This window comes from Cupriavidus sp. UME77, from assembly GCF_014170355.1.
GTDB classification, from domain to species: Bacteria; Pseudomonadota; Gammaproteobacteria; order Burkholderiales; family Burkholderiaceae; genus Cupriavidus; species Cupriavidus basilensis.
Window position 1 is genome coordinate 102,448 of the sequence record NZ_LZZU01000054.1, and the last position, 20,527, is coordinate 122,974.

22 protein-coding genes and 1 pseudogene are annotated in these 20,527 nt (G+C 59.6%); 7 read left to right on the forward strand and 16 right to left on the reverse strand.

The genetic code is table 11. The features are described 5' to 3' along the window. Positions 1-14: 14 nt before the first annotated feature. From A9975_RS21820 to A9975_RS21885, 14 genes and pseudogenes are all read right to left on the reverse strand, one after another. Complete coding sequence (locus A9975_RS21820; RefSeq protein ID WP_255503358.1) at positions 15-440, reverse strand: cupin domain-containing protein; 426 nt, start codon at positions 438-440, stop codon at positions 15-17. A gap of 77 nt (positions 441-517) precedes the next feature. Further along, complete coding sequence (locus A9975_RS21825; protein WP_183034617.1) at positions 518-1,666, reverse strand: alpha/beta hydrolase; 1,149 nt, start codon at positions 1,664-1,666, stop codon at positions 518-520. Between the two features lie 43 nt (positions 1,667-1,709). After that, the gene (locus A9975_RS21830; protein ID WP_183034618.1) at positions 1,710-2,579 is read right to left on the reverse strand and encodes a hypothetical protein; all 870 of its coding nucleotides are present in this window, start codon (positions 2,577-2,579) and stop codon (positions 1,710-1,712) included. Beyond that, positions 2,572-3,006 (reverse strand): annotated as a pseudogene (locus A9975_RS21835) (glycoside hydrolase family 3 N-terminal domain-containing protein); the annotation flags it as partial. The gene A9975_RS21830 and the pseudogene A9975_RS21835, both read right to left, overlap by 8 nt. 432 nt (positions 3,007-3,438) lie before the next feature. Further along, positions 3,439-3,750, reverse strand: coding sequence for a putative quinol monooxygenase (locus A9975_RS21840; RefSeq protein WP_183034620.1), 312 nt, complete (start codon positions 3,748-3,750; stop codon positions 3,439-3,441). A gap of 34 nt (positions 3,751-3,784) precedes the next feature. Next, positions 3,785-4,573, reverse strand: coding sequence for an SDR family NAD(P)-dependent oxidoreductase (locus A9975_RS21845; protein ID WP_183034621.1), 789 nt, complete (start codon positions 4,571-4,573; stop codon positions 3,785-3,787). A gap of 18 nt (positions 4,574-4,591) precedes the next feature. Beyond that, entirely contained in the window at positions 4,592-5,089 is a 498-nt protein-coding gene (locus A9975_RS21850; protein WP_183034622.1) for a nuclear transport factor 2 family protein, read from the reverse strand. Continuing rightward, a complete protein-coding gene (locus tag A9975_RS21855; protein WP_183034623.1) occupies positions 5,086-5,919 on the reverse strand; it encodes an SDR family NAD(P)-dependent oxidoreductase in 834 nt (277 codons plus the stop codon). The genes A9975_RS21850 and A9975_RS21855 overlap by 4 nt, the downstream gene beginning before the upstream one ends. Beyond that, the gene (locus A9975_RS21860) at positions 5,919-6,887 is read right to left on the reverse strand and encodes a tripartite tricarboxylate transporter substrate binding protein (protein WP_183034624.1); all 969 of its coding nucleotides are present in this window, start codon (positions 6,885-6,887) and stop codon (positions 5,919-5,921) included. Before A9975_RS21860 ends, A9975_RS21855 begins: the two co-directional genes overlap by 1 nt. A 93-nt stretch (positions 6,888-6,980) precedes the next feature. Continuing rightward, complete coding sequence (locus A9975_RS21865) at positions 6,981-7,796, reverse strand: SDR family NAD(P)-dependent oxidoreductase (protein ID WP_183034625.1); 816 nt, start codon at positions 7,794-7,796, stop codon at positions 6,981-6,983. A 33-nt stretch (positions 7,797-7,829) separates the two neighbouring features. Next, positions 7,830-8,639 carry an enoyl-CoA hydratase/isomerase family protein gene (locus A9975_RS21870; RefSeq protein WP_183034626.1) on the reverse strand — a complete coding sequence of 270 codons (810 nt, stop codon included), beginning with the start codon at positions 8,637-8,639 and terminating at the stop codon, positions 7,830-7,832. Between the two features lie 29 nt (positions 8,640-8,668). Next, on the reverse strand, positions 8,669-9,841 hold the full coding sequence (locus A9975_RS21875) for a thiolase family protein (RefSeq protein ID WP_183034627.1): 1,173 nt from the start codon (positions 9,839-9,841) through the stop codon (positions 8,669-8,671). After that, positions 9,838-10,269: a hypothetical protein gene (locus A9975_RS21880; RefSeq protein WP_255503359.1), complete on the reverse strand. Its 432-nt coding sequence runs from the start codon at positions 10,267-10,269 to the stop codon at positions 9,838-9,840. Before A9975_RS21880 ends, A9975_RS21875 begins: the two co-directional genes overlap by 4 nt. A 44-nt stretch (positions 10,270-10,313) precedes the next feature. Then, complete coding sequence (locus A9975_RS21885) at positions 10,314-11,294, reverse strand: tripartite tricarboxylate transporter substrate binding protein (protein ID WP_255503360.1); 981 nt, start codon at positions 11,292-11,294, stop codon at positions 10,314-10,316. A gap of 189 nt (positions 11,295-11,483) precedes the next feature. Between A9975_RS21885 and A9975_RS21890 the strand changes: the two genes are divergently transcribed. The 6 genes from A9975_RS21890 to A9975_RS21915 are packed head-to-tail and all read left to right on the forward strand — an operon-like array spanning position 11,484 to position 18,692. Then, entirely contained in the window at positions 11,484-12,293 is an 810-nt protein-coding gene (locus tag A9975_RS21890; protein WP_183034628.1) for an IclR family transcriptional regulator, read from the forward strand. A 38-nt stretch (positions 12,294-12,331) separates the two neighbouring features. Beyond that, entirely contained in the window at positions 12,332-13,480 is a 1,149-nt protein-coding gene (locus A9975_RS21895) for an acyl-CoA dehydrogenase family protein (RefSeq protein WP_255503361.1), read from the forward strand. Positions 13,481-13,531: 51 nt separating this feature from the next. Further along, positions 13,532-15,646 carry an acetate--CoA ligase family protein gene (locus tag A9975_RS21900; protein WP_255503362.1) on the forward strand — a complete coding sequence of 705 codons (2,115 nt, stop codon included), beginning with the start codon at positions 13,532-13,534 and terminating at the stop codon, positions 15,644-15,646. Beyond that, the gene (locus A9975_RS21905) at positions 15,643-16,749 is read left to right on the forward strand and encodes a CaiB/BaiF CoA-transferase family protein (RefSeq protein ID WP_183034630.1); all 1,107 of its coding nucleotides are present in this window, start codon (positions 15,643-15,645) and stop codon (positions 16,747-16,749) included. Before A9975_RS21900 ends, A9975_RS21905 begins: the two co-directional genes overlap by 4 nt. 15 nt (positions 16,750-16,764) lie before the next feature. Continuing rightward, a complete protein-coding gene (locus A9975_RS21910; protein ID WP_255503363.1) occupies positions 16,765-17,745 on the forward strand; it encodes a nitronate monooxygenase family protein in 981 nt (326 codons plus the stop codon). Further along, positions 17,742-18,692, forward strand: coding sequence for a nitronate monooxygenase family protein (locus A9975_RS21915; RefSeq protein WP_183034632.1), 951 nt, complete (start codon positions 17,742-17,744; stop codon positions 18,690-18,692). Before A9975_RS21910 ends, A9975_RS21915 begins: the two co-directional genes overlap by 4 nt. A 93-nt stretch (positions 18,693-18,785) precedes the next feature. On the opposite strand, the gene A9975_RS21920 is transcribed toward A9975_RS21915, so the two are convergent. Next, the gene (locus tag A9975_RS21920; RefSeq protein WP_183034633.1) at positions 18,786-18,923 is read right to left on the reverse strand and encodes a hypothetical protein; all 138 of its coding nucleotides are present in this window, start codon (positions 18,921-18,923) and stop codon (positions 18,786-18,788) included. A gap of 185 nt (positions 18,924-19,108) precedes the next feature. Next, positions 19,109-19,621, reverse strand: a complete 513-nt coding sequence (locus A9975_RS21925; protein WP_183034634.1) for a ClbS/DfsB family four-helix bundle protein — start codon at positions 19,619-19,621, stop codon at positions 19,109-19,111. Between the two features lie 64 nt (positions 19,622-19,685). On the opposite strand from A9975_RS21925, the gene A9975_RS21930 reads away from it, so the two are divergent. Continuing rightward, positions 19,686-20,522, forward strand: coding sequence for a 3-keto-5-aminohexanoate cleavage protein (locus A9975_RS21930; protein ID WP_183034675.1), 837 nt, complete (start codon positions 19,686-19,688; stop codon positions 20,520-20,522). Positions 20,523-20,527 lie beyond the last annotated feature (5 nt).

The following is a 20,527-nucleotide window of genomic DNA, read 5'->3' on the forward strand; positions in this document are numbered from 1 at the left end:
GCCGCGATGCGGGCTCAGGGCAAGTCCACCTCCAGGAACACTGCAGGCACATCACCCTTGTTTTGCAGAGCATGCATCCCGGCGCCCTGAGTAGCGTATGACTGCCCGGCGACGATCTGCTTTCCCTCCGCTTCGCCCTCAAGGTATTCCGTCAATGTGCCCTTGAGCACATACGACACCGAGGGCCGGTCAGCGTGGCTATGCATCGGCAGGATGCCGCCAGGTGCGATCGTCACTTCGCGCATCCGCAGGGCACGGCCTTTGCTGACGTTGAAGTCAGTGGGTAGCTTGAGCGCCGCGAGTTCTTTACCGTTGACTCCCACACGCTCAGTGGGCAAGGGTTGGGGCTGCGTGGCCGCATGGCCGGCTGCCATCCATCCGCAAAGCATGGGCAAGCTAAGTAAAGCAAGGGTGCGTTTCATGATGTCGATGTACTCCATATCGATGTACTCCAAGGTTGAGGGGGCTGGCGCGCGAACCTTGCCCGTCGCCTGCCCTCAGTTGCCGCGGCGCGCCATTACTTCACGCTACGCGTGATCCAGCCGTTCAGGCGTTCGGCAATGTCAAGGCTGTTCTTCTCCTGCATCATCAGGTGGCCGTTGCCCCGGACCCCCTGCTGCTCGAGGCGCCAGAAGGTAGCGGGCACACCCGCCTGGGTCAGGAAGGCAGCCGTGCAGTGGTCATAAGGGGCGTGGTATGAGGCCTCGCCGGTGACTACCAGCACGGGAATATGTTGCAGATTGGCCAGCTTGCGAGCCGGCTCGCGCTGCCGCCAGCATTTGAGCAAGCCATTGCCATCAGCTTGGGCCTGCTGCTCAATCTCGATCTCGGCCGGGTCGTTGACCGCCGGCGCGTAGCGCACCGGGATATTGGTCAGCCCCCAAGCCAGTTCGCGAGTGGCCTGGGCAGCGTTCTGGAACGGTGGGCCGGAAGGTTCGACCGCCACGATGCCTTTCACCAACTGCGGCCGTGCGTCGGCTATCGACCAACCAAACGGGCCCGCCTGTGAGTGCACCAGCAACACGGCCGGGCCGATCTTGTCGAGCAGCGCCGAGGCGGCCTTCTGCACCAGTTGCTCGCTCTGTTTGTTGTCGGCCAGGGAGGGCACGATGCCGGCGTAGAAGGCGTCGAACAGCGGGTCGCCACGCTGTCCCGGCGTGGGGCCTTCGCCGGGCCACTGGGTGTGCTTTTCCGCCTGCGGCCACGCTTTGTATTGCTCCGAAGCCGTGAACAGTTTTTGCACCAGCGTCAAGTCGCTGGTGCGCAGCTTGCCGCCAGTATCCGGCAGCCAGGGCGAGCGACCGCGGCTGGGCTGGTCGACCATATAGACCACATATCCTTGGTCTACGAAGTAGTCGGCCCAGCCCTTGCGTCCATCGGGCGTGCCCATCCAGTTGGTGGCGGTTTGACCCAGGCCATGGAATAGCACCAGCGGATACTTGTGCCTGACCTTGGAAGGCGCCCAGGCTTGCACGTACATCTGCCCGGCCATCAACTCCTTGCCCGCCTCACCCACATAATCTCCGCCAACATAGAAGGAAGCATGGCGGGTAGCCCGTGTGGGCGTAAATTGCTCCGGCCCGAAGGATGCGCCCTGCGCGAGCGACGCGCTGCCGGCCAGGGCAAGAAGCGCGGCGAGCAGACGTGTTGAATACTTAGTGTGCATCGAAAACTCCTTGGATGACAGGCGCACAAGCACGCCTAATGCCTCAATAGGCCAAACCCTGGCCGTGGCGGTAGGCCACCGGACTGGCGACGGTCATACTGCCCCGATTGGTCCACGGCAAGTCATAGGGCAGCTTGGCGCTAGGTGCCTGCTCGCCGGTTAGTACATCGAATAAGGCATCGAAGCCTAAGCCAAAATTGCCGACAATCGAGACGGCTGGGCCAGCGATACCACTCAGGTCAGTCGGCCGCTCCAGGTACAGCGAGACCACAGTCGGCACTTTGGCGCTGACGCGCTTGAACTCCTCAAATGCCGGATCCCCATCTTTGAAGCCGGTGTCACCTTCGCGATAACGCGCGCCAAAGAAGTAATTCGGGTGCAGGACTTCAAACGGCGTGGAAAGAGCCATGATGGCCACATCTGCATCCTCAGGACGCTGTACCACCGTAAAGCCACGCTGGCGGGCCACGTCGGCATCTACCTGATACAGATAGACCTTGCGAGCCTTGGTGGCCCGCAGCGGAAGCGTTTGCTGGTCGTTCTTGATCAGCACCACTGAGCGGCGCTGCGCGCTCAGAGCCATGTCTTTAAAGGCCGGGTTACCCACGACGCGGATAGCGTCAGCCACATCAACATACGGATTCTCGAAAAGGCCCTGCTGGAACTTCTGCTCCAGAATGCGCTGCGCCGACTCATCGACTACAACCATGCTCAACCGGCCCGCTTTCACTAACCCAACGATGATCTCGGGCTCCTTGGAACCACCGAACTGGTTCACCCCCGCTTGCGCCGCCTTGGCGAAGCGCTCAGGCTTGCTCAGATGCTCCACCCCCCAGGGCATGGCCATATCGATAGGGGCGGGCTTCTGACCCGGCTTGGCGCCGTACTGGCACACCGCAGTACAGTCATCCATGAGTACAGTCATCCATGATCTGCCAGTCGGACACGATCACACCATCGAACTTGAAGCGGCCACGCAACACCTCGGTGAGCATCTGTTTGTTGAAGCCCACTCCTACACGTTCAATCGGCTCCGCACTGCCCCGGATCCTGAGATGTTCCAGCGGCTGTCCGTAGGATGGCATCACGCCGCCTACCTGAGCAGCAAAGGCGCCGGTGAACGGCAGGATGTGATTCTCGATGTCAGCCGACGTCACGGCCAAGTGTCGGCCGTAGTAATTATGCGCATCGAAACCGTCGGGCATCGTCGCGCCATATCCTACCCAGTGTTTGACCACCGAGACCACGCTCTCGCGGCCCATGCCCTGGCTGCCGTTTTGCATGCCACTGACATAGGCTTGCACCAAGCGCGCGGCCAACTGCGGATCGCTACCAAACGTGCCGTTGGTTCGAGACTACATGCGATTTAGCACAGTTACATCCACCAATTTCCACCTGGTAGAACGGTTCAGCTTCACTCGCACAGCGGAGTGTCCGTGTGGCTCGAAAAGGCGAGAAGCCTGAGCAGAGTAGCGGATATGAAGGGAAGTTCTGAAGAGCGATTGCAAGCCCCAGCGAGCTAAGGAGGGATAGTGCGGGAATCCGCGGGATACGGCTCGCGTACGAAGCCGATGTAGGGCGGGTCGGCACCGGCATGGCAGTGTCCCGGTGGGGCCGCTGCGTCCGCTGCACAGCAATTCTATTCCCTCGCAACATTAGCCGGCATCACTCCCCTGCCTGCTTCTTGCCGGCCGATCTTTCTTACTGCGACAAAACCGTCAATATCGCAATGGGCGGGCTGATGCTACGCAGAATCGCCCATCCTTGAATTATCAGATTGGCTCTAAGCTTAAGCGGATGGCTTCGGCCTGGTATATGTCCATCTTCGGGCTCCCTTCGGAGAGTTGGGCCATCGAGTGAGCAAACTGTCGAGAAGCATCCAGCCGAAAATGTTGCTGCAGCGCGGCCATGCCTGACCAGCGCTCGATGAACACAAAACGCCGTGAATGCCGAACATCGCGGCTAACCTCGTGGGAGATGCATCCAGGCTCGGCGCGAGAACGCTCAACGTGTTCTACGGCAAGTTTCTGCATTGCTTCTTGATAGCCTTCTCGTGCGATCGCGTGGCCTGTAACGATGATCATTGGTTCATTGTCTGAATAGTTGTGGATGGACGATTCAACGGGCGCTCGCTCCACCGTCAACAGGAATGATGGAGCCCGTCATATAGCTGGAAGCCGACGACGCAAGCAGCAGCGCAATGCCTTTAATCTCCTGTGGCTCAGCAATTCTGCCCAGAGGAATATGCGTGCGCATACGTTCCGCGCTTTCCGGCAGGAGCAGCCGTCCACCGTTGATACCGGTCGCAAAGGGACCTGGAGCCATCGCGTTGACGAGCACGTTGAAGGGGGCCAACTCCACTGCCGCCTGGCGCACGATATTGTTGACGGCTGCCTTGGACGCAACGTACGCATAGCCGGAAAGAGATTCGGAGCGCAGCCCGGCAATCGACGACGTGACGATGATTCTGCCGCGCCCGCGCGGCTTCATGTGGCGAGCAGCGGCGCGCATCGTAGCCAATACCCCATCAAGATTCACCCTAAGCACTCTATCCCAGGACGCTTGATCCACATTTGTCAGCTGTCCCGCTTCGACGGCGAAGCCTCGTCCGGCGCTAATGCCAGCGTTGGCGAATACGCAATCAATACGCCCATCAACTGCCACCGAATCCATGACGTCGTCCACTGCAGCGACATCACTCACGTCGAGGACCCGACTCTCCACCCCGGGATAGCGGCTCCTTAGACATCGAATCTCCGCATCCAGACGCTCAGTATCGTGATCGGACATGACCACCTCTGCACCGGCTTCCAACATGGCCTCGGAGATTGCCAATCCGATACCGCTTGCGGCGCCTGTGATAAAAACCCGCTTGCCGCTCATGTCAAACATCATTGACAGGTTCATGCCAGCTCCATCTCCAGGTCAGATCTTGTTGAGTGGGAGCAGGTGATCCCAGCGTTCCGCTGCTTCGATCATGTAGTGCACACTCAACGTAACGCGCCGGAAGAGCCACTCCCCGTCGATCTTGATGTATTCATCATCAAAGCGCCCCACCACGTAGTAGCTCTTTCCATCTCGCACCGGTCGGCCATCCAGATAGCTTGAGCCAGTGCCGTGATTGCCGTTCACGTGGACAACATGGTTGTGGATGAACTGCCGCGCCCACTGAATAGGAAACGACGCGAAGAAGGACCGGATGTTGTCTCGCCCCCGTACCTCAGCACGCCCCCCATAGGCAACCGAGGCGTCAGGCGCAAAAAGTTCATGTAGCCGATTGCCTGCGTCTTCATTGACCAACTCGTGATAACGCGCACGCAGGGCACGGATTGCTTCGATATTGTCGAGGTGCTCGACCCGGGCAGCAAGGGCTTGGACTTGATCTTGGAGCGCAGCTAGTCCGCGAGAGTTGGCTGTAGTCACTGAATGTTCTCCTGATGGATCTGCTGAAAATCGTCGAGGATCTGTTGAGTGCGACGCTCTACCGAAGCGCCTGTCTGATGGTGGGGAATGACGTAGAAGCGGCGCGCGTGAATTGCCTCCACTGTCATTCGAGCGACGTCGGCCGCATGGATCGTCGAGGCGGCCATGCCCGCACGAACTCGCTCTTCATAGGCGGATGCAGTCGGTCCTGAACCTGCAAGTGAAGCTGGCCGGTTCCGTTGGGATTTGTGGATCCCACTGGGCAACAGTGCCGGACACAATACAGATACGCGGATGGGGGCAGCTGCTTGTTCGAGGTCTTTGGCCAAGCATTCGGAAAAGCCAACTACCGCATGCTTTGTTGCACAATACACGGCGGACCCGGCAAGCGTTGCCAGACCTGCTGCAGAGGAGGTATTGACGACATGAGCAGAAGCGCCCCTTGACAGCATGCGAGGAACAAAGCTGCGCACGCCATTCACAACTCCCATGAGATTCACGCCAAGAACCCATTGCCAGTCAGCCCCAGTAGCATCCCAGGCATTCCCAAGGACCGCCACGCCAGCATTGTTGAAAAGCCAATCTACCCCGCCCCACTTATCCCAACTCGCTTGGGCGAGTCGTTCAACATCCTCGGCATTCGACACATCGCAACACTGGGCCAGGCATGGGGCACCCAAGGCGTCTAGCATTGCCCGAGTTTGCGCAAGAGCGGTGGTTTCTATATCCGAAATCACCACCGCCATTTTTTCCCGCGCGCAGGCGAGCGCCAGTTCACGGCCAATGCCAGACCCTGCTCCGGTAACCACGGCTACTCTTGGGGTTGTCATCAGAGGCTTGCTCCGGATTTGCGGATCACGTCTGCCCACTTGACCGCCTCGGTCGCAACGTACGACTGAAACTCCTCGTGTGGCATCCCAATTCTGAAACTGCCAACCGCGTCAAGCGAGGATTTGACGTCTGGCGAGTTCATGACCCGACTCACCGCGTCTGACAGACGTTTGACTATGGCAGGGGGCGTATTGGCCGGCGCAAAGAGGCCTCCCCAGCTCAATGCCTCCACGCCGGAAAATCCCGCTTCGGCCATGGTCGGCACGGTGGGCAGCACCGGAATGCGATTGGAGCTGGTGACAGCGAGCGCGCTGATCTTTCCGTCTCGAATGTGTGCCCTCGACGTTTGGACGAAATCGAACATCACGTCCACATTCCCCGCGATCAGGTCGACCAACGCGGCTGCGCTGGACTTGTAAGGAATGTGCGTGAAGCGTGCCCCGGTTCGTGTTTGAAGCAATGCCAGACAGAGGTGGCCCGAAGTGCCATTTCCGCCGGAACCGAAATTGAGCTTGCCGGGCTGTTGCTTGCCGAATTCGACCACGTCGGCGACGGTACTGAACTTTCGACTCGGATTAGAGATCAGTACGTTGGCGTTCCCGGTCAGTCCGTGGATAGCAACGAAATCTTTGACCGGGTCATAGCGGATGGTCTTGTAGAGGGCGCTATTGGTTCCTTGGGTACCCTGTGTGCCAATCAAGAGTGTGTAGCCATCGGCCGCAGCACGCGCCACGAACTCGGCGCCTATGGAGCCGCTCACGCCCACCCTGTTGTCAATGATGATGGGTTGGCCAAGGTTCTCACTCAACACCCGCGCGATCACGCGGGATTGTGCGTCCACAAAGCTTCCGGCAGAGAATGGCACGACGAGGGTAATAGCTCGCTGCGGGTAGCCAGCCTGAGAAAAGACCGAAGGCGAAAGCGCCATGGCACCGATGGACGCTGAAAACGTGCGGCGATTGATCATGAGCATGTCTCCTTGATAGATGGCTGCGCAGTGAGTTGACACTGCGTGCGCGGAGCGCCGCGTCGATTCACCGGCGCCCCCCCCCGCGACTCATCAGATCATCGTGAAGCCGCCCGAGGCGCCGATGGTCTGCCCTGTGATGAACAGTGCCTTGTCGGACGCCAGGAAGGCCACAAGCCCCGACACATCGGTCGGGCGGGAGAGGCGGCCCACGCCCTTGGAAATGGGGTAAGCGTTGAGCATCTTTCCAAGAAGCTCGTTGTTCTCTACAGTGGCATTGACGTTCAACGGCCCGTCCTTAATGCCCTCATGGGACACCGCCCCGAGGGCCACCGAGTTCACGGTAATCGCGTGGCGCCCATGCTCACGAGCAAGCGCCTTGGCGAATCCGGCGATTGCGGCCTTTGCGCCCGAGTAAACCGCCATGTTCGCCTCGCCGATACGACCGGCCTCCGAGATAATGTTCACAATGCGTCCCGTCTTGCGCTGGACCATCCCGGGCAAGACCGCGTGGCAGCAGTGCATGGTGCCGTAGACATTCAGATTCACGATCTTTGCCCAGTCGGCCACCGGCATATCTACGAATGCAGGCGTGCGGCCACCCTTCTCCCGTCGCTCGGGGATGATCCCGGCGTTGTTCACCAGCACGGTGACCGGCGCTCCGAAGTAGCTGGTCGCGCTCGCGACCATGGCTTCAACCTCCTCTTGCTTGGTGATATCTGCGGGTGCTGCGTACGCCTTGCCTCCGGTAGCGTTGATTTCGGAGACGACCGCATTGGCACGGTCTGCGAAAAGGTCATTTACGACGACGTGAGCGCCTTCTGCAGCCAGTTCAAGGCAAATTTGGCGGCCCACCCCCTGACCACCGCCAGTGACGAGTGCTATCTGTCCATTCAATCCGAGTTGCATGTGTGATTCCTTTCAGTGCTTGTTGTTATAGGCCTAGCGCCCGTTGAACTGGGGTTCGCGCTTTTCTAAAAACGCCCGCATGCCTTCGACGCGGTCCTCGCTATCCACGATCATTGCTGAGGCATAGCGCTCGTACTCGAGTCCGGAGTCAAGGTCTGTCTGCATGCCGCGGTTGATGGCCCGCTTTGCAAATCGAACGGCAAGCGGGGGGTGTCGCGCGATGCGCTGACTCAATTCCATCGCCGTCGGCATCAGATCGGCAAGATCCACCACGCGGCTGACAAGTCCATAGCGCTGAGCGGTCTCAGCATCCACAAGGTCGGCGGTGAGGATCAGCTCCTTGGCGCGGGCTTCGCCAATAAGCCGTGGAAGCCGCTGAGTACCTCCTGCCGCAGGGATGACACCCAGCTTGACTTCTGGAAGACCGAAGCGAGCGTTGGTTGATGCGATCCGGATGTCGCAGCACAAGGCGATCTCCAGTCCACCTCCGAGTGCAACGCCGTTGATTGCCGCGACGACGGGTTTTTCAAACTCTTCAATGCTACGAAACAACTCGTGGGTGGATTTCTGGCGAACGAAGTGTTCAGTGCCGCGAACCGCATCGGTGGCACGCTCCTTGATGTCCGCGCCAGCACAGAAGGCACGATCACCGCTTCCGGTGATGAGCACCGCTCGGACATGGTCATCATTCCTCGCAAGTTCAAAGAATGCACGGGCAAGGTCAGGCTTCATCGTGCCGCCTAGCGTGTTCATCCTGTCAGGCCGGTTGATAGTAATGACGGCAACTTGGTCACGTACTTCGTAGAGCAACGTGCCCAACTCATGGGTGTCTTTGGAAGTCATTGGGAAGTCCTTGCGGGATTTTCGGTTGCTCAAATAGATGCCGAGAGCACGTGAGCGACTGAAACAGAGCCCAGGCCGATCATGTGGGCCATGCCCCAGCGCGCATTGGGTTGCTGCCGGCCATCAGCTTCACCGCGCAGTTGGCGAGTAATCTCGGCCAACTGGCCAATACCGGTAGGTCCGAGCGGATGACCCATCCCGATAAGCCCCCCCGACGCGTTGATGGCACATCGCCCACCAATCTGCGAGTCGCCACGAGCGAGGAAGCGGGCTCCTTCGCCAGGCTCGCAGACTCCAACGGCTTCGCTGTAGAGAAGTTCCTCGACGGAGAATGCGTCGTGCAGTTCAAGGAGATCCAGCTCCTTTGGCGCGATGCCGGCTTGCCCGAGTGCAGACTGAGCACTGATGCGGACAAGCTCCACTGCGGCGTCGCCATATTGCCTTTCATCGCGCTCGCTGCCGGCCACCGAAGCGCGAACCTGCACACAGCGTCGCGGGTCAAGGCCCAACTTCTTGATCGCATTGCCAGATACGACGACAAGTGCGGCCGCCCCCTCTCCACGGGGGCAACACTGCTGCACCGTAAGGTCCCCCACGACGCGCGGCGATGTCAGCACTTGTTCCAGCGTCCGTGGCTTACGGAACTGTGCGAAGGGGTTTCGGGAAGCGTTCGCGTGGTTCTTCACGGCCACGTTGGCCATATCTTCGATGGTTGCTCCACGCTCGCGCAGGTATGTCCGCGCCATCATCGCGAACTTGACTGCCGGGATGGTGGCGGTATCGCTCAATCTCTCCAGGCCATCTTTGTTCGCTGCGCGACGCCCATCGCCATGTTTGTCCACACCCACCGCGAGGACTACGTCGCTCATGCCAGTCGCAACCTCCATGCAGGCTTGGCGGAAAGCGAACGAGCCGGACGCGGAAGCATTCTCCACCTGCGTGACACTCAATCCGGTTGAGCCCAAGTGACGCAGCATCACGCGGCCTGCGGCCATCCCAATCGAGGTGGTGCCTATATATGCGCTTTGAACCCGACTCCATTGCACACCGCCGTCCGCGAGCGCGGCGCGCACCGCGATGAGACCCAGGGCCGTGTAAGGCGTCTCCGTGGGAAACTGATAGGGGTGCAAGCCGATGCCAGCGATAAACACGCCGCCATTGCCCTCGAGCCAGTTGTTTGCGGAATATGCGCTCTGGGTCATTGCGCCACCTCTGCGTCAGCGGGAACGAAACGGCAGCCATAGATGCCCCCAACCTCTCGGATCTCGGCAACCGCTTTGAGTGCCATACCCGGTTTGAGCACCTTTTCGTCCGGGACAGCGATCACGCCTTCCTCGATGATCCCTCTGGCAATGCGCACATCGCCTGCGATGCTCGGCACTGCCATGCCAGGCACAAGTGCAACGTGCAACGTGACGAATTCCAGGAGCTCTCCACCACCTGGCAGGGTGAGCTTGCGCGCATCACTCAAAGGTTCACCGCAATGCACGCACCCTGGTGCATTGGCAGGGAAACTGAGTTCATTGCATGCGCTGCACTGAGCAAAGAAGAAATTTAGCGAGCGGCCATCCTCTGCAAGTTCGTAGAGCGTCGGATGCAGCGGCTTCAAGGGTGTCTGTGATTCGGTCATGGGTAGGAAAGTTTGGAGAGGAGAGGAGCTAGAGGCGATTCGGCTCAATCGAGCTTGGCACCGGACTGCTGGACGACGGCGCGCCACCGGGTCATCTCGGACTTGACGAAGGCCGCCAGCTTGGCGTCGCGCAGCCCCGTAAGTGGGACGCTGCCAAATTTCTCGGTGCTCTGGAGCATTTCAGGATTGACGATCGCTTTGGCGATCTCATCGCCCAGTCGCTTCACGATGTCCGGTGGCGTCTTGGCGGGCACGAAAACCGCGCCCCAAGCCGTCGACTCGGCTTTCGGAAGGCCAAGCTCACCAACCGTAGGTACATCAGGCGCGCTGGCCAGACGAGCCTTTGAGGTAACTGCAAGCGCCTTGAGTTTATGTGCCTGGATGAAGGGCAAGGCCACTGCCGGGTAGTCGAACATGAGGTCCAGGCTCCCAGACATCAGGTCGGTCAGCGCAGGTGTGCTGCCGCGGTATGGCACGTGCGTCATCTTGATCCCCGCGGCGGATTGAAACAGTTCCGCTGTCAGGTGGGTCGCTGTGCCCGGGCCGGCCGACCCGAAATTGAGCTTGCCAGGATTAGCTTTGGCATAGGCGATCAACTCGGGAACCGTCTTGAAGGGTCTGCCTGGATAGATCACCAGCATCAGAGGAGTCTCAGACATGGCGTGCACTGGGACGAAATCAGCCACGGGGTCATATCGCACGTTCTTGTAGAGCGCGAGGTTGGCACCGTGCGTGCCCTGGGTGCCGTAAATGATCGTGTAGCCATCTGCGGGTTGACGCGAAGCTGACTCGACGCCAATGGATCCCCCCGCTCCTGGTCGGTTGTCCACAACAACGGACTGCCCAAGTTGCGCGCCAAGCAGCTTGGCCAGTTGGCGTGATGTGCTGTCTGTGATTCCGCCCGGGGGAAAGGGCACGACAAAAGTGATCGGACGGATGGGCCAGGCGTCGTCCGCAGCTTGGACAACGCCAAGCGCCAGCCCCGCCATTGAGAAAACGACCAGTTTCTTGAGGGTTCTGCGCAACTTTGTCTCCTTTATTTCTTGCTACGCGATCGCGGCTGGTCGTAGAATACTTCAACCCTTCGTAGAAATGCAATCGTTAGATGAGATGGTCATCACACTGCAGAGCACCTTTCTTCGGAGATTTACCTCGGTTGTGTGGTGGAACTCATGACTATAATTCGTGGTTCCCTACGAAATACCGGAGAAAACATGCCAACTATCGTTCCTGCCGCCTCCCGAACCATGGCTCTGCTTGAGGTCTTTGCGCGTGAACGCCGTGAGCTGTCCAACTCGGATCTGGCGCGCTTGATGGATCTCCCTGAAAGCAGTTGCTCAGATCTGCTGCACACGCTGCATGAGCTGGGCTATTTGATGCGGACAGCGCGCACCAGGCGCTTCTATCCAACCGCACGGCTGTTGACCATTGCCAAGGGCATTGCCACTGGAGACTCTCTGTATGCCGTTGCAGCAGAGGCGTGTGAGCTCCTGCGCGACAAGACTGGCGAGACGGGTATGTGCGGCCGGGTGGAAGGCGGCGCAGTGAGTGTCTTGGCCTTTGCGGAAGGAACACATCCGCTTCGCTATGTCGGGAACGTTGGCAACAAGATTGCCCTGCACGTGTCCGCGCTTGGCAAGGCCCAGTTGTCCCTGTGTACCCCCGAGGAGGCCGCGCGACAACTACGCCTCAAACCACTCAAGCAGATCGCTGCCGGCTCGATCACCGATTTGGTGGCTCTCGAAGCCCAGGTCGCGCAGGCGAGGCAACAAGGCTGGATATGGGTCGAGAACGAAGGTTTCGACGGCTTGGCCGCAATAGCTGTGGCGGGCTGCATTGGAGACGAGCCGCTCGCCCTTTCCATTGCGGGCCCCACGGATCGCTTGCGTCAAAACCGTGATGCATGCCTGCAGGCGCTCCAGGAAGTGCAAGCCTTGGTGTTTAGCCCCCGCAATGCCTCACCCGCACCTCGCGCGACGCCCACTCGGCGTGGCGCCGGACCCAAAGACATCACCACCGCATAGGCGCGGCTTCCCGCACCACTCTCAAGGAGACAAAACCAATGTATGCCGATATGAATTCCGAACAAGGAATGTTGCGTGACAGCGTTCGCCGCTTCATGAAAAGCGAGGTTGCGCCCTTAGTCGCGCAGCACGACAAAGACAAGACGTTCCCCTTCGCACTTCTCGAATCGCTATCTCAATTCGGATACATCGGCGGACGGCTGCCCGAGTCATTGGGCGGTATGGATATGGACCAGATGACCTGGGCCATGTTAATGGAAGAGGCTGGCTACACGTGGCTGTCGTTGCGCACGATGGTGAACATTACCAATGCCGCCATCAACAAGTTGGCAGCCGAAGCCAATGAGGAACAGCGCAACCGCTTCTTGAAACCCCTGATGGCGTCACAGCGGCGGGTTTTCAATGCAATCAGCGAGCCGGGGACGGGTTCGAACATCGCGCAGGTTCAAACTCGCGCGGACTTGCAGGGAGACCACTACGTGCTCAACGGCCGGAAGCTCTGGATCACCAATGGAGCATTTGCCGACTTCGGTATCGTGGTCGCCCGAACTTTCAGCCCCAACTGTGAAGGACAGCTCTCCACGTTCCTGGTTGAACGCGATGTGTCTCCCTATGAAGTGCGCAATGTCGACACGATGGTTTTGCGAAGCACGGGTACAGCGGAACTGAATTTCGACAATGTAAAGATTCCTCGCGGCAACCTGCTCGGCGAGGAAGGTAACGCAATGAAGAAGATGCTCATGGGACTGGACAGCGCCCGTGTGAACATCGCTATGGGTGCGGTTGGCGCGGCCCAGTCGGCGCTTGATCTCTCGATCGACTACGCCCGCACCCGCACGCAGTTTGGAAAACCTATCGGCAGCTTCCAACTGGTTCAAAAGCTGATCGTGGATATGACCATACGCGTTGAGGCAGCACGGGCCTTGGGGTTGCGGGCTGCTGCCGCGCTCGACTCCAACAAAGACGCACGTACCGCCTGCTCTATCGCGAAGCTCTATGCCACCGAGGCTGCGCACGAGGTGGCCAGCATGGCGCTGCAGGTGCACGGCGGTTTAGGCTATGCAACCGACTACCCCATCGAACGCATCTTCCGTGACACGCGTGGCGGCACGATCCCCGAGGGCACGACGGAAGTTCAAACCTTGATCGTGGGCCGCGAGATCCTTGGAATATCGGCCATCGCTTGAGCGACGCGGGACCCGGCAACTACACCTAATCAGAATTCATTGGAGACACGCTTGACTGATCTCTCGAGACTTATCCGCCCCCGATCGATCGCGCTGGTCGGTGCTTCGGATCGCATGCACAGCATCGGTGAACGCACCATGACCAACCTCCTGGAGCACTCCGAGTTCGATGGTGACATCTACCTCGTGAACCCTACCAAGACCGAGATCCGAGGTCACCGCTGCTGGCCCAGCGTGGCTTCGCTGCCTGCAACGCCTGACCTGGCGGTGATCGTAGTGCCGGCCTCTGGAGTGCTGGCCGTGGCGGAAGAATGCGCATCCCGTGGCGTACTGTTTGCCATTGTGCTCACTTCCGGCTTCGGCGAAGCGGGCGACGAAGGCGAGCGCGCGCAGGTGCGCCTCAAGGAAATCGCTGAAGCAGGCGGGATGCGGATCTATGGGCCGAACTGTCCGGGCCTGACGAACGTGAACCATCGTTTGGGCCTGACGTTTTCACCGTCGTTTCCTCACGACCTGGTCAAAGGCCCGATCGGATTGGCCACTCAGGGCGGAGGGCTGGGCCGCAATGTGATGCAGGCCATGGATCGCGGCATCGGAATCGGCCTGTGGGCTTCCACCGGCAATGAGGTTGATCTGCAAGTGGCGGACTTCATCCACTACATGGCCGACGCACCTGACATCAAGGTGATCGTCACGCTGCTCGAAGGTATCAAAGACGGGGCAAAGTTCGTAGCTGCAGTCAACCGCGCCGCCGCCAACGGGAAGCCAGTGATAGCGTTGAAGGTGGGGAAATCGGAGTACGGCCAGAAGGCTGCGCAGTCCCACACGGCCTCCTTGACAGGTTCGGCCGAGGTCAACAGTGCAGTGTTCCGCCAATGCGGCGTCATTGAAGTCGACGACATCGACGAACTGGTTGACACGGCTTGGCTGTTTGCCCGCGCCCAGCCAGTTGCCAGCGAAGGAGTGGCCATCTACACATCGTCCGGGGGGACCGCCGCGCTGACCGCCGATGCCGTGGGCTCGTCAGGACTGACACTTGCTCAGTTCGCGCCGCACACGCGTGAACTGCTGGGAGAGCTACTTCCAGACTATGCCGCCATCGACAACCCCGTCGACACCACCGCCGCGGTATTGAGCGACGCTGATCTCATCGAGAAGACCCTGGGCGCCGTGGCGTGCGATCCCAATCTCGGGTGTGTGATTGTTCCCATCGCGCTGGACTATGGCGAGACAACCATCCAGATGGCGCGCACGATCATCGCCGCCCAAAAGGGATGCGCGACTCCCATCGTTCCGATCTGGATGAGCGACCGGCTGGGAGAAGGCTACCGGATGTTGGTCGAGCAAGGGTTTGCGCCGCCGCGGTCTGTCGGCAAGGGCATAAAGGCCATTCGGCGTTGGGTTGAATACGGCCGCTGGAAGCGCGCACTTGGGGCCCAAATGCCCAAAGTGGGTGTAGCCATGCTTCCCAGGGCGAACGCCACTCGCACCCTCTCTGAGGCCGATGCAAAGCAACAGTTGCTCGCGGCAGGCATCCCCGTTTTACCGAACGCTCTGGCTCGCTCTGCGGACGAAGCCGTTTCAATGGCTAATACCATGGGCTACCCCGTGGTGGCGAAGATTGCCAGCGAACAGATCGTTCACAAATCGGACATCGGCGGAGTGAAGGTTGGCCTTCAGGATGCGATCCAAGTGCGGCAGGCGTGGCTGGACATCATGGGATCAGCTACAGAACATCGGCCCGATGCGGTCATTGACGGGTTGCTGATCGAGAAGATGGCACCACGGGGAGGACTGGAGTTGATGGTTGGCGTCACGCGCGACCAGGTGTTTGGCCATGTCATGACGTTCGGTCTAGGCGGTATCTATGTCGAGATCCTTCGCGATGTCACCCGCCGCATGCTGCCGCTGAGCGCAAGCGAAGCAACCGCCATGGTCCGCGAAATGCGGTGCTTCCCCTTGCTTGAAGGGGCACGTGGCCGCCCTCCTGCAGACCTGCAGGCGCTTGAGGCGCTTCTCGTGCAGATCTCTGACTTCGTACTGCAGAACGCCGACAGGATAGAAGAGATGGACCTCAATCCTGTCTGGATCGGAGCATCGGGCGAAGGTGCCCTGCCATTGGATGCCGTAATCATTGAGCGCGCGGAACTCGAGGTGGCCGCATGAGGACGATGTCGGCACGCCCCCCACTGGATGGCATTACGGTCATCGACTTCAGTGAGTTGCTGCCGGGTCCATTCCTGACGCAAAACTTGGCTGAACTTGGCGCGCGCGTGATCAAGATCGAACGACCACCCCACGGGGACAATGCCCGCACTTTGGGTGTTGGGGCCTTCGAAGCTGTAAACCGTGGCAAACAGAGTGTTCTTGTCGATCTGAAGGACGGGGACCAGCGGGCAAAGGTGCGCGACCTCATCGCATCTGCCGATGTTCTGGTCGAGGCGTACCGACCTGGCGTGATGGCACGTTTAGGTCTGGATGCAGCGTCGCTGCACGAGGAGTTTCCCCGGCTCATTTATGTATCCCTTAGCGGATATGGGCAAACCGGCCCTTGGGCTGACCTACCTGGACACGACATCAACTACCTAGCGGCGGCGGGCGTATTGGCGGTTTCTGGGACGCCTGGAGGCGCTCCAGCCCAGAGCTTTGGACTGCCGGTAGCGGACCTTTGCGGCGCCATGTACGCGATGTCATCGACCCTTGCCGCGCTTTTCCAGCGTCAGATTACTGGTCAGGGCCAGCATCTGGATGTGTCATTGGCCGATTGCGCACTTCATTGGATGAACCCGCGCCTGGGGGCCTATCGCGCAAGCGGCGCTGCAACTCTGCAAGAGCAACGCGATTCGACTCTGATTAAAGCCGCTTACGGTGCGTTTCAGTGTCGGGACGACAATTACTTGTCGATCGCCGCGCTAGAAGACCACTTCTGGAAGCGGTTGTGCGCCGCGATCGACCTCGCCCCCTTTGGCGGCGAGGGCCACAGCTCGCACAAGGCGAGAAAAGCGGTTGCCGTCGAGATCAATCACCGCATCGCGCAAGTAATCAGAACCATGGATTCGCAAGAGGCATTTGAACTGCTGCGCCAGCACGACGTGCCCGTAGCGCCGGTGGTGACGCCTACGCAACTATCAACGCAGCCGCACTTTGTTTCGCGTGACAAGTTCGCACAAAGTGACGCCATGCCTCTGGTGAACTACCCTGTTCCAATGAGTGGTGTCGCGTCTGCAGACCTCGGTGCCGCCCCAGCGCTGGGTAGCACCGGCTTGTGAGCGATGGCGCGGCTGTTGAAAACCCCAATCACGCTGCTGTTCGGGATCGATCATCCCATTCTGGGCGGCGGGCTCATGTGGCTGTCCGATGCAAGGTATGTGGCTGCATTGGTCAATGCCGGCTGCATGGGTTTCATCACGCCGAGGTCATACCGGAGCGACGAAGCTTTCAGCCAGGCATTGAGGGACTGCAATGAATTGACCGAAGGAAGGCCCTTCGGCGTGAATTTGACGCTGTCTCATCGGCCCGAGGCCAATGCTTCAGTGCCACGCTGGATCGACGCAGCACTGGAGCGAGGAGTTCGTATCTTTGAGACGGCTGGGCATGCACCCGCAGCGCTCATCGGCACACTCCACAAGTCGGACGCAATCGTCATCCACAAGGCATCGAGTATCCGGCATGCGCTATCAGCGGAGCGAGCAGGAGCGGATGCTATTGCGCTGGTCGGAATGGAAGAAGGCGGACATCCCGGTGTCAACGAGCTGCCCACCATGCTTCTAGGAGCCCTTGCCGTCGACCAGTTCCGGGTTCCGGTGGTGCTTGGCGGCGGTATCGGCCGGGGGCGACAGATCGCAGCCGTCCTTGCGCAAGGGCTCGATGGCGTACTTATCGGCAGCCGCTTTTTGGTGTGCGAGGAGATCAGCACGCATAGACGCTACAAGGAACACTTGGTGAGCTGTGATGAACATTCGACGGTCCGCCTGTTGCACTCCCTGGGCAACACCTGGCGTGTGCTGCGCAATGAGACGGCACGTCAGATAGAAAAAGTGGAGCGTGCCGGCGTGACCGACCACTCCGCTTTCGGCGATCTGATAAGTGGCGCGGTGACCCGCGATCACTGCTATACAAACGGTGACTGGGAGCGAGGAATGGCGTCGCTTGGTCCGTCCATCGCCTTTGCCCGCCGGATCGAGCCGCTACAAGCCATCGTGGCTGAAATGATCAATGAGGCCCGAGAGTCGATATCCGGCCTCTCTTCCATGGAGCAAGAATGAATCGATTGCCTTTTATGGACCGGCTGGCGGTACCGGTCATTGCGGCGCCAATGCTGCGAGTCTCCGGCATAGAACTGGTTTCGGCGGCCTGCGCGGCTGGCGTCATTGGGGCGTTTCCCACGGCGAACTGCGCATCCTTGGACGAACTCGATGCCTGGCTCTGGCGCCTAAATGCCGCTGCGGCGCAAGACCCTCGACGTGCACCCTACTGCCCGAATCTCATCATGCGACGTGACCCGGCGCGGCTCAAATCGGAGGTCGAACTGATCGTTCAGCACAAGACGGAACTTGTGATTACCAGCGTCGGCTCACCTGCCTCGGTGATTCCAATGCTGCATGCAGGGGGCTGCTTGGTTTTTGCAGACGTAGCATCCTTGCACCATGCCGAGCGCGCGGTGGAAGCCGGAGTAGATGGCATTGTGCTTCTCACTGCTGGAGCGGGTGGCCATACTGGCTGGGCTAACCCCTTTGCATTTGTGCGCGCCGTGCGAGATATGTTTGATGGCCCCATCGTGCTATCGGGAGGACTATCGGACGGGGTCGCGCTCCGAGCTGCATCGGTGCTTGGCTGTGATCTTGGCTGCATAGGAACACGCTTCATCGCCACGGAAGAAAGCCTTGCATCGGAACCCTACAAGCAGATGTTGCAAAGCAGCTCGATGGATGATGTGCTCGCGACGCGGGCCTTCACAGGGTTGCCCGCCAACTTCCTTAAGCCTTCCATCGTCGGAGTTGGACTTGATCCCGAAGCACTTGATGAAACAGTGTCAGTGCAGGAGGCACGCAAGAAGTTTGGTGGAGGCTCGGACGGCGCTGTCATCCAGCGGTGGGCCGACTTGTGGAGCGCTGGCCATTCCGTGTCGGCCGTCACATCCTTGCCGTCCGTCGCTGATTTAGTGCAAACGCTCAAGACTGAATTTGAGGACGCCAGCAACCGAGCGCACTGACAGAGACCTCTCGTGGACATCGACTGGTTGATTTGCACACTGCGATCGTTGCGTAATCGTGCAAGCAGGAAGAAGTCTCTCGGTCAAAGAAATTCAGAAGTTGTCGATCTTCGAGTCCGAGAGCGCTTCGGGCAACCCCGTTAGCCGCCTCCCGGAGACGATCTCGACTGCCGCGACTATCTCATCGATGAAGCGCCGGCAGACGTTGATCGCGCTCATCAACAAAGACATCGATAACGCGCACGGGATTGTCTTCACCGATATAGTGTCAAGACACCAGGTTTAGCCTTTCCCCACTTGCGTCGCTGTCTTTCGATGGGACACGGTGGCAAGAATGAGGAACGCGAGAGGTGCAACGACGAGGCTGTAGCTCAGCCAGATGCCATAGTATAAAGTCAGTGCACCGCAAAGACTCGTCAGGCGATATTGTTGACTTTCTTCCATTTGCGCAGCCGCCCCCATGCATTGGCATAGGGCGACGATGTATTGAACTGAATCATCCGGCCTTGGGTGTGCTTCTCATACCAAGGGGCGCCATACAGCGCGGCATCAGTTTCCTGCTCGACAAGGGCCACGATGCGGGCATACAAATCCGCGAACTGCGGTAGCAGATCGGCATAGGCAACGCCAGCACGATCGGCATAGAACTTCTGTGCCAGGTGGCCCAACTCGTTCCACTTGTAGCCGGTTTCGGGGAAATCCACCGGCACACCCTTGGCTTTGCCATCGCACCATTTCAGCACCAGCAGATTCCAGCCGATCAGGTAGGCCACCAGATCGGACACGCTCATCTGCGTGCCTTGCGCATGGCCTTCCAGCGTCGCTTCACGCGCACGCTCAGGTGACACACTGGCAAGATCCACCGCAAGTTTCTGGTAGGTGGTGCGAATGGCATCCAGCAATTCCTGTTTGTTCTGAGGCACAGCCATGCCTACCCTCCCGCTGCTGCGGCCATATTGCCGCCTGAAGCCTGTATTTTTTCCCGGGGTAACCATGACGCAGCCCTGCATTATTTCCGTGGCCGTTACGGGCTCATTGCCGCGAAAGACCGATAGTCCCGCAGTCCCTGTCACCGTCAACGAGCAAATCGAATCGACCCAGGAGGCATTCGAAGCAGGCGCAACGCTTGTCCACCTCCATGTGAGAAACGACGATGGCACCCCGTCCTCGGACCCGGATCGATTCGCGCGCGTACTGGACGGCATTCGCAAACATGCTCCGGGCATGATTACTCAGGTGTCTACGGGAGGTCGGTCCGGCGCTGGCCGCGAGCGTGGAGGCATGATTTCTCTACGCCCTGACATGGCGTCCCTTGCCACAGGTTCCGTCAATTTTCCCACTCGGGTCTACGACAATTCGCCTGAACTCGTGGAGTGGCTGGCGTCCGAAATACTGGCGCATGGCGTCAAGCCCGAGATTGAAGCGTTCGACCTCTCGATGATCTTCCAGGCCGCCCGTATGCAGCGCGTCGGCAAGATCGCCGGGGAGCTACATGTGCAATTCGTCATGGGCATCAAGAACGCGATGCCTGTCGACCGGGAGGTGCTTGCCTTCTACGTGGCGACCCTTCGTAGGCTTTCGCCCAATGCAACCTGGACGGGGGCGGGTATCGGCCGCGACCAACTCACTATGGCACGCTGGTCGCATGAGATGGGCGGGCACTGCCGCACGGGTCTCGAAGACAATATTCGCCTTGACCGAGATACTCTCGCGCCCTCGAATGCGGCCCTGGTCAGTCAAATTGCAACGCTCTGCGAAGAGTATGACCGACCGGTGGCCTCCGTTGCGCAGGCAAGGGCTCTCCTTCGACTGAAAGCACTCGGTCAATAGCGACC

Coding starts and splice junctions, on each gene's coding strand:
- A9975_RS21820 (WP_255503358.1), bottom strand. CDS start 440: ATGGAGTACATCGACATCATGAAACGCACCCTTGCTTTACTTAGCTTG.
- A9975_RS21890 (WP_183034628.1), top strand. CDS start 11,484: ATGCCAACTATCGTTCCTGCCGCCTCCCGAACCATGGCTCTGCTTGAG.
- A9975_RS21870 (WP_183034626.1), bottom strand. CDS start 8,639: ATGACTTCCAAAGACACCCATGAGTTGGGCACGTTGCTCTACGAAGTA.
- A9975_RS21855 (WP_183034623.1), bottom strand. CDS start 5,919: ATGACAACCCCAAGAGTAGCCGTGGTTACCGGAGCAGGGTCTGGCATT.
- A9975_RS21895 (WP_255503361.1), top strand. CDS start 12,332: ATGTATGCCGATATGAATTCCGAACAAGGAATGTTGCGTGACAGCGTT.
- A9975_RS21905 (WP_183034630.1), top strand. CDS start 15,643: ATGAGGACGATGTCGGCACGCCCCCCACTGGATGGCATTACGGTCATC.
- A9975_RS21845 (WP_183034621.1), bottom strand. CDS start 4,573: ATGAACCTGTCAATGATGTTTGACATGAGCGGCAAGCGGGTTTTTATC.
- A9975_RS21925 (WP_183034634.1), bottom strand. CDS start 19,621: ATGGCTGTGCCTCAGAACAAACAGGAATTGCTGGATGCCATTCGCACC.
- A9975_RS21880 (WP_255503359.1), bottom strand. CDS start 10,269: ATGACCGAATCACAGACACCCTTGAAGCCGCTGCATCCGACGCTCTAC.
- A9975_RS21860 (WP_183034624.1), bottom strand. CDS start 6,887: ATGATCAATCGCCGCACGTTTTCAGCGTCCATCGGTGCCATGGCGCTT.
- A9975_RS21830 (WP_183034618.1), bottom strand. CDS start 2,579: ATGGATGACTGTACTGCGGTGTGCCAGTACGGCGCCAAGCCGGGTCAG.
- A9975_RS21875 (WP_183034627.1), bottom strand. CDS start 9,841: ATGACCCAGAGCGCATATTCCGCAAACAACTGGCTCGAGGGCAATGGC.
- A9975_RS21840 (WP_183034620.1), bottom strand. CDS start 3,750: ATGATCATCGTTACAGGCCACGCGATCGCACGAGAAGGCTATCAAGAA.
- A9975_RS21920 (WP_183034633.1), bottom strand. CDS start 18,923: ATGTCTTTGTTGATGAGCGCGATCAACGTCTGCCGGCGCTTCATCGAT.
- A9975_RS21865 (WP_183034625.1), bottom strand. CDS start 7,796: ATGCAACTCGGATTGAATGGACAGATAGCACTCGTCACTGGCGGTGGT.
- A9975_RS21915 (WP_183034632.1), top strand. CDS start 17,742: ATGAATCGATTGCCTTTTATGGACCGGCTGGCGGTACCGGTCATTGCG.
- A9975_RS21930 (WP_183034675.1), top strand. CDS start 19,686: ATGACGCAGCCCTGCATTATTTCCGTGGCCGTTACGGGCTCATTGCCG.
- A9975_RS21825 (WP_183034617.1), bottom strand. CDS start 1,666: ATGCACACTAAGTATTCAACACGTCTGCTCGCCGCGCTTCTTGCCCTG.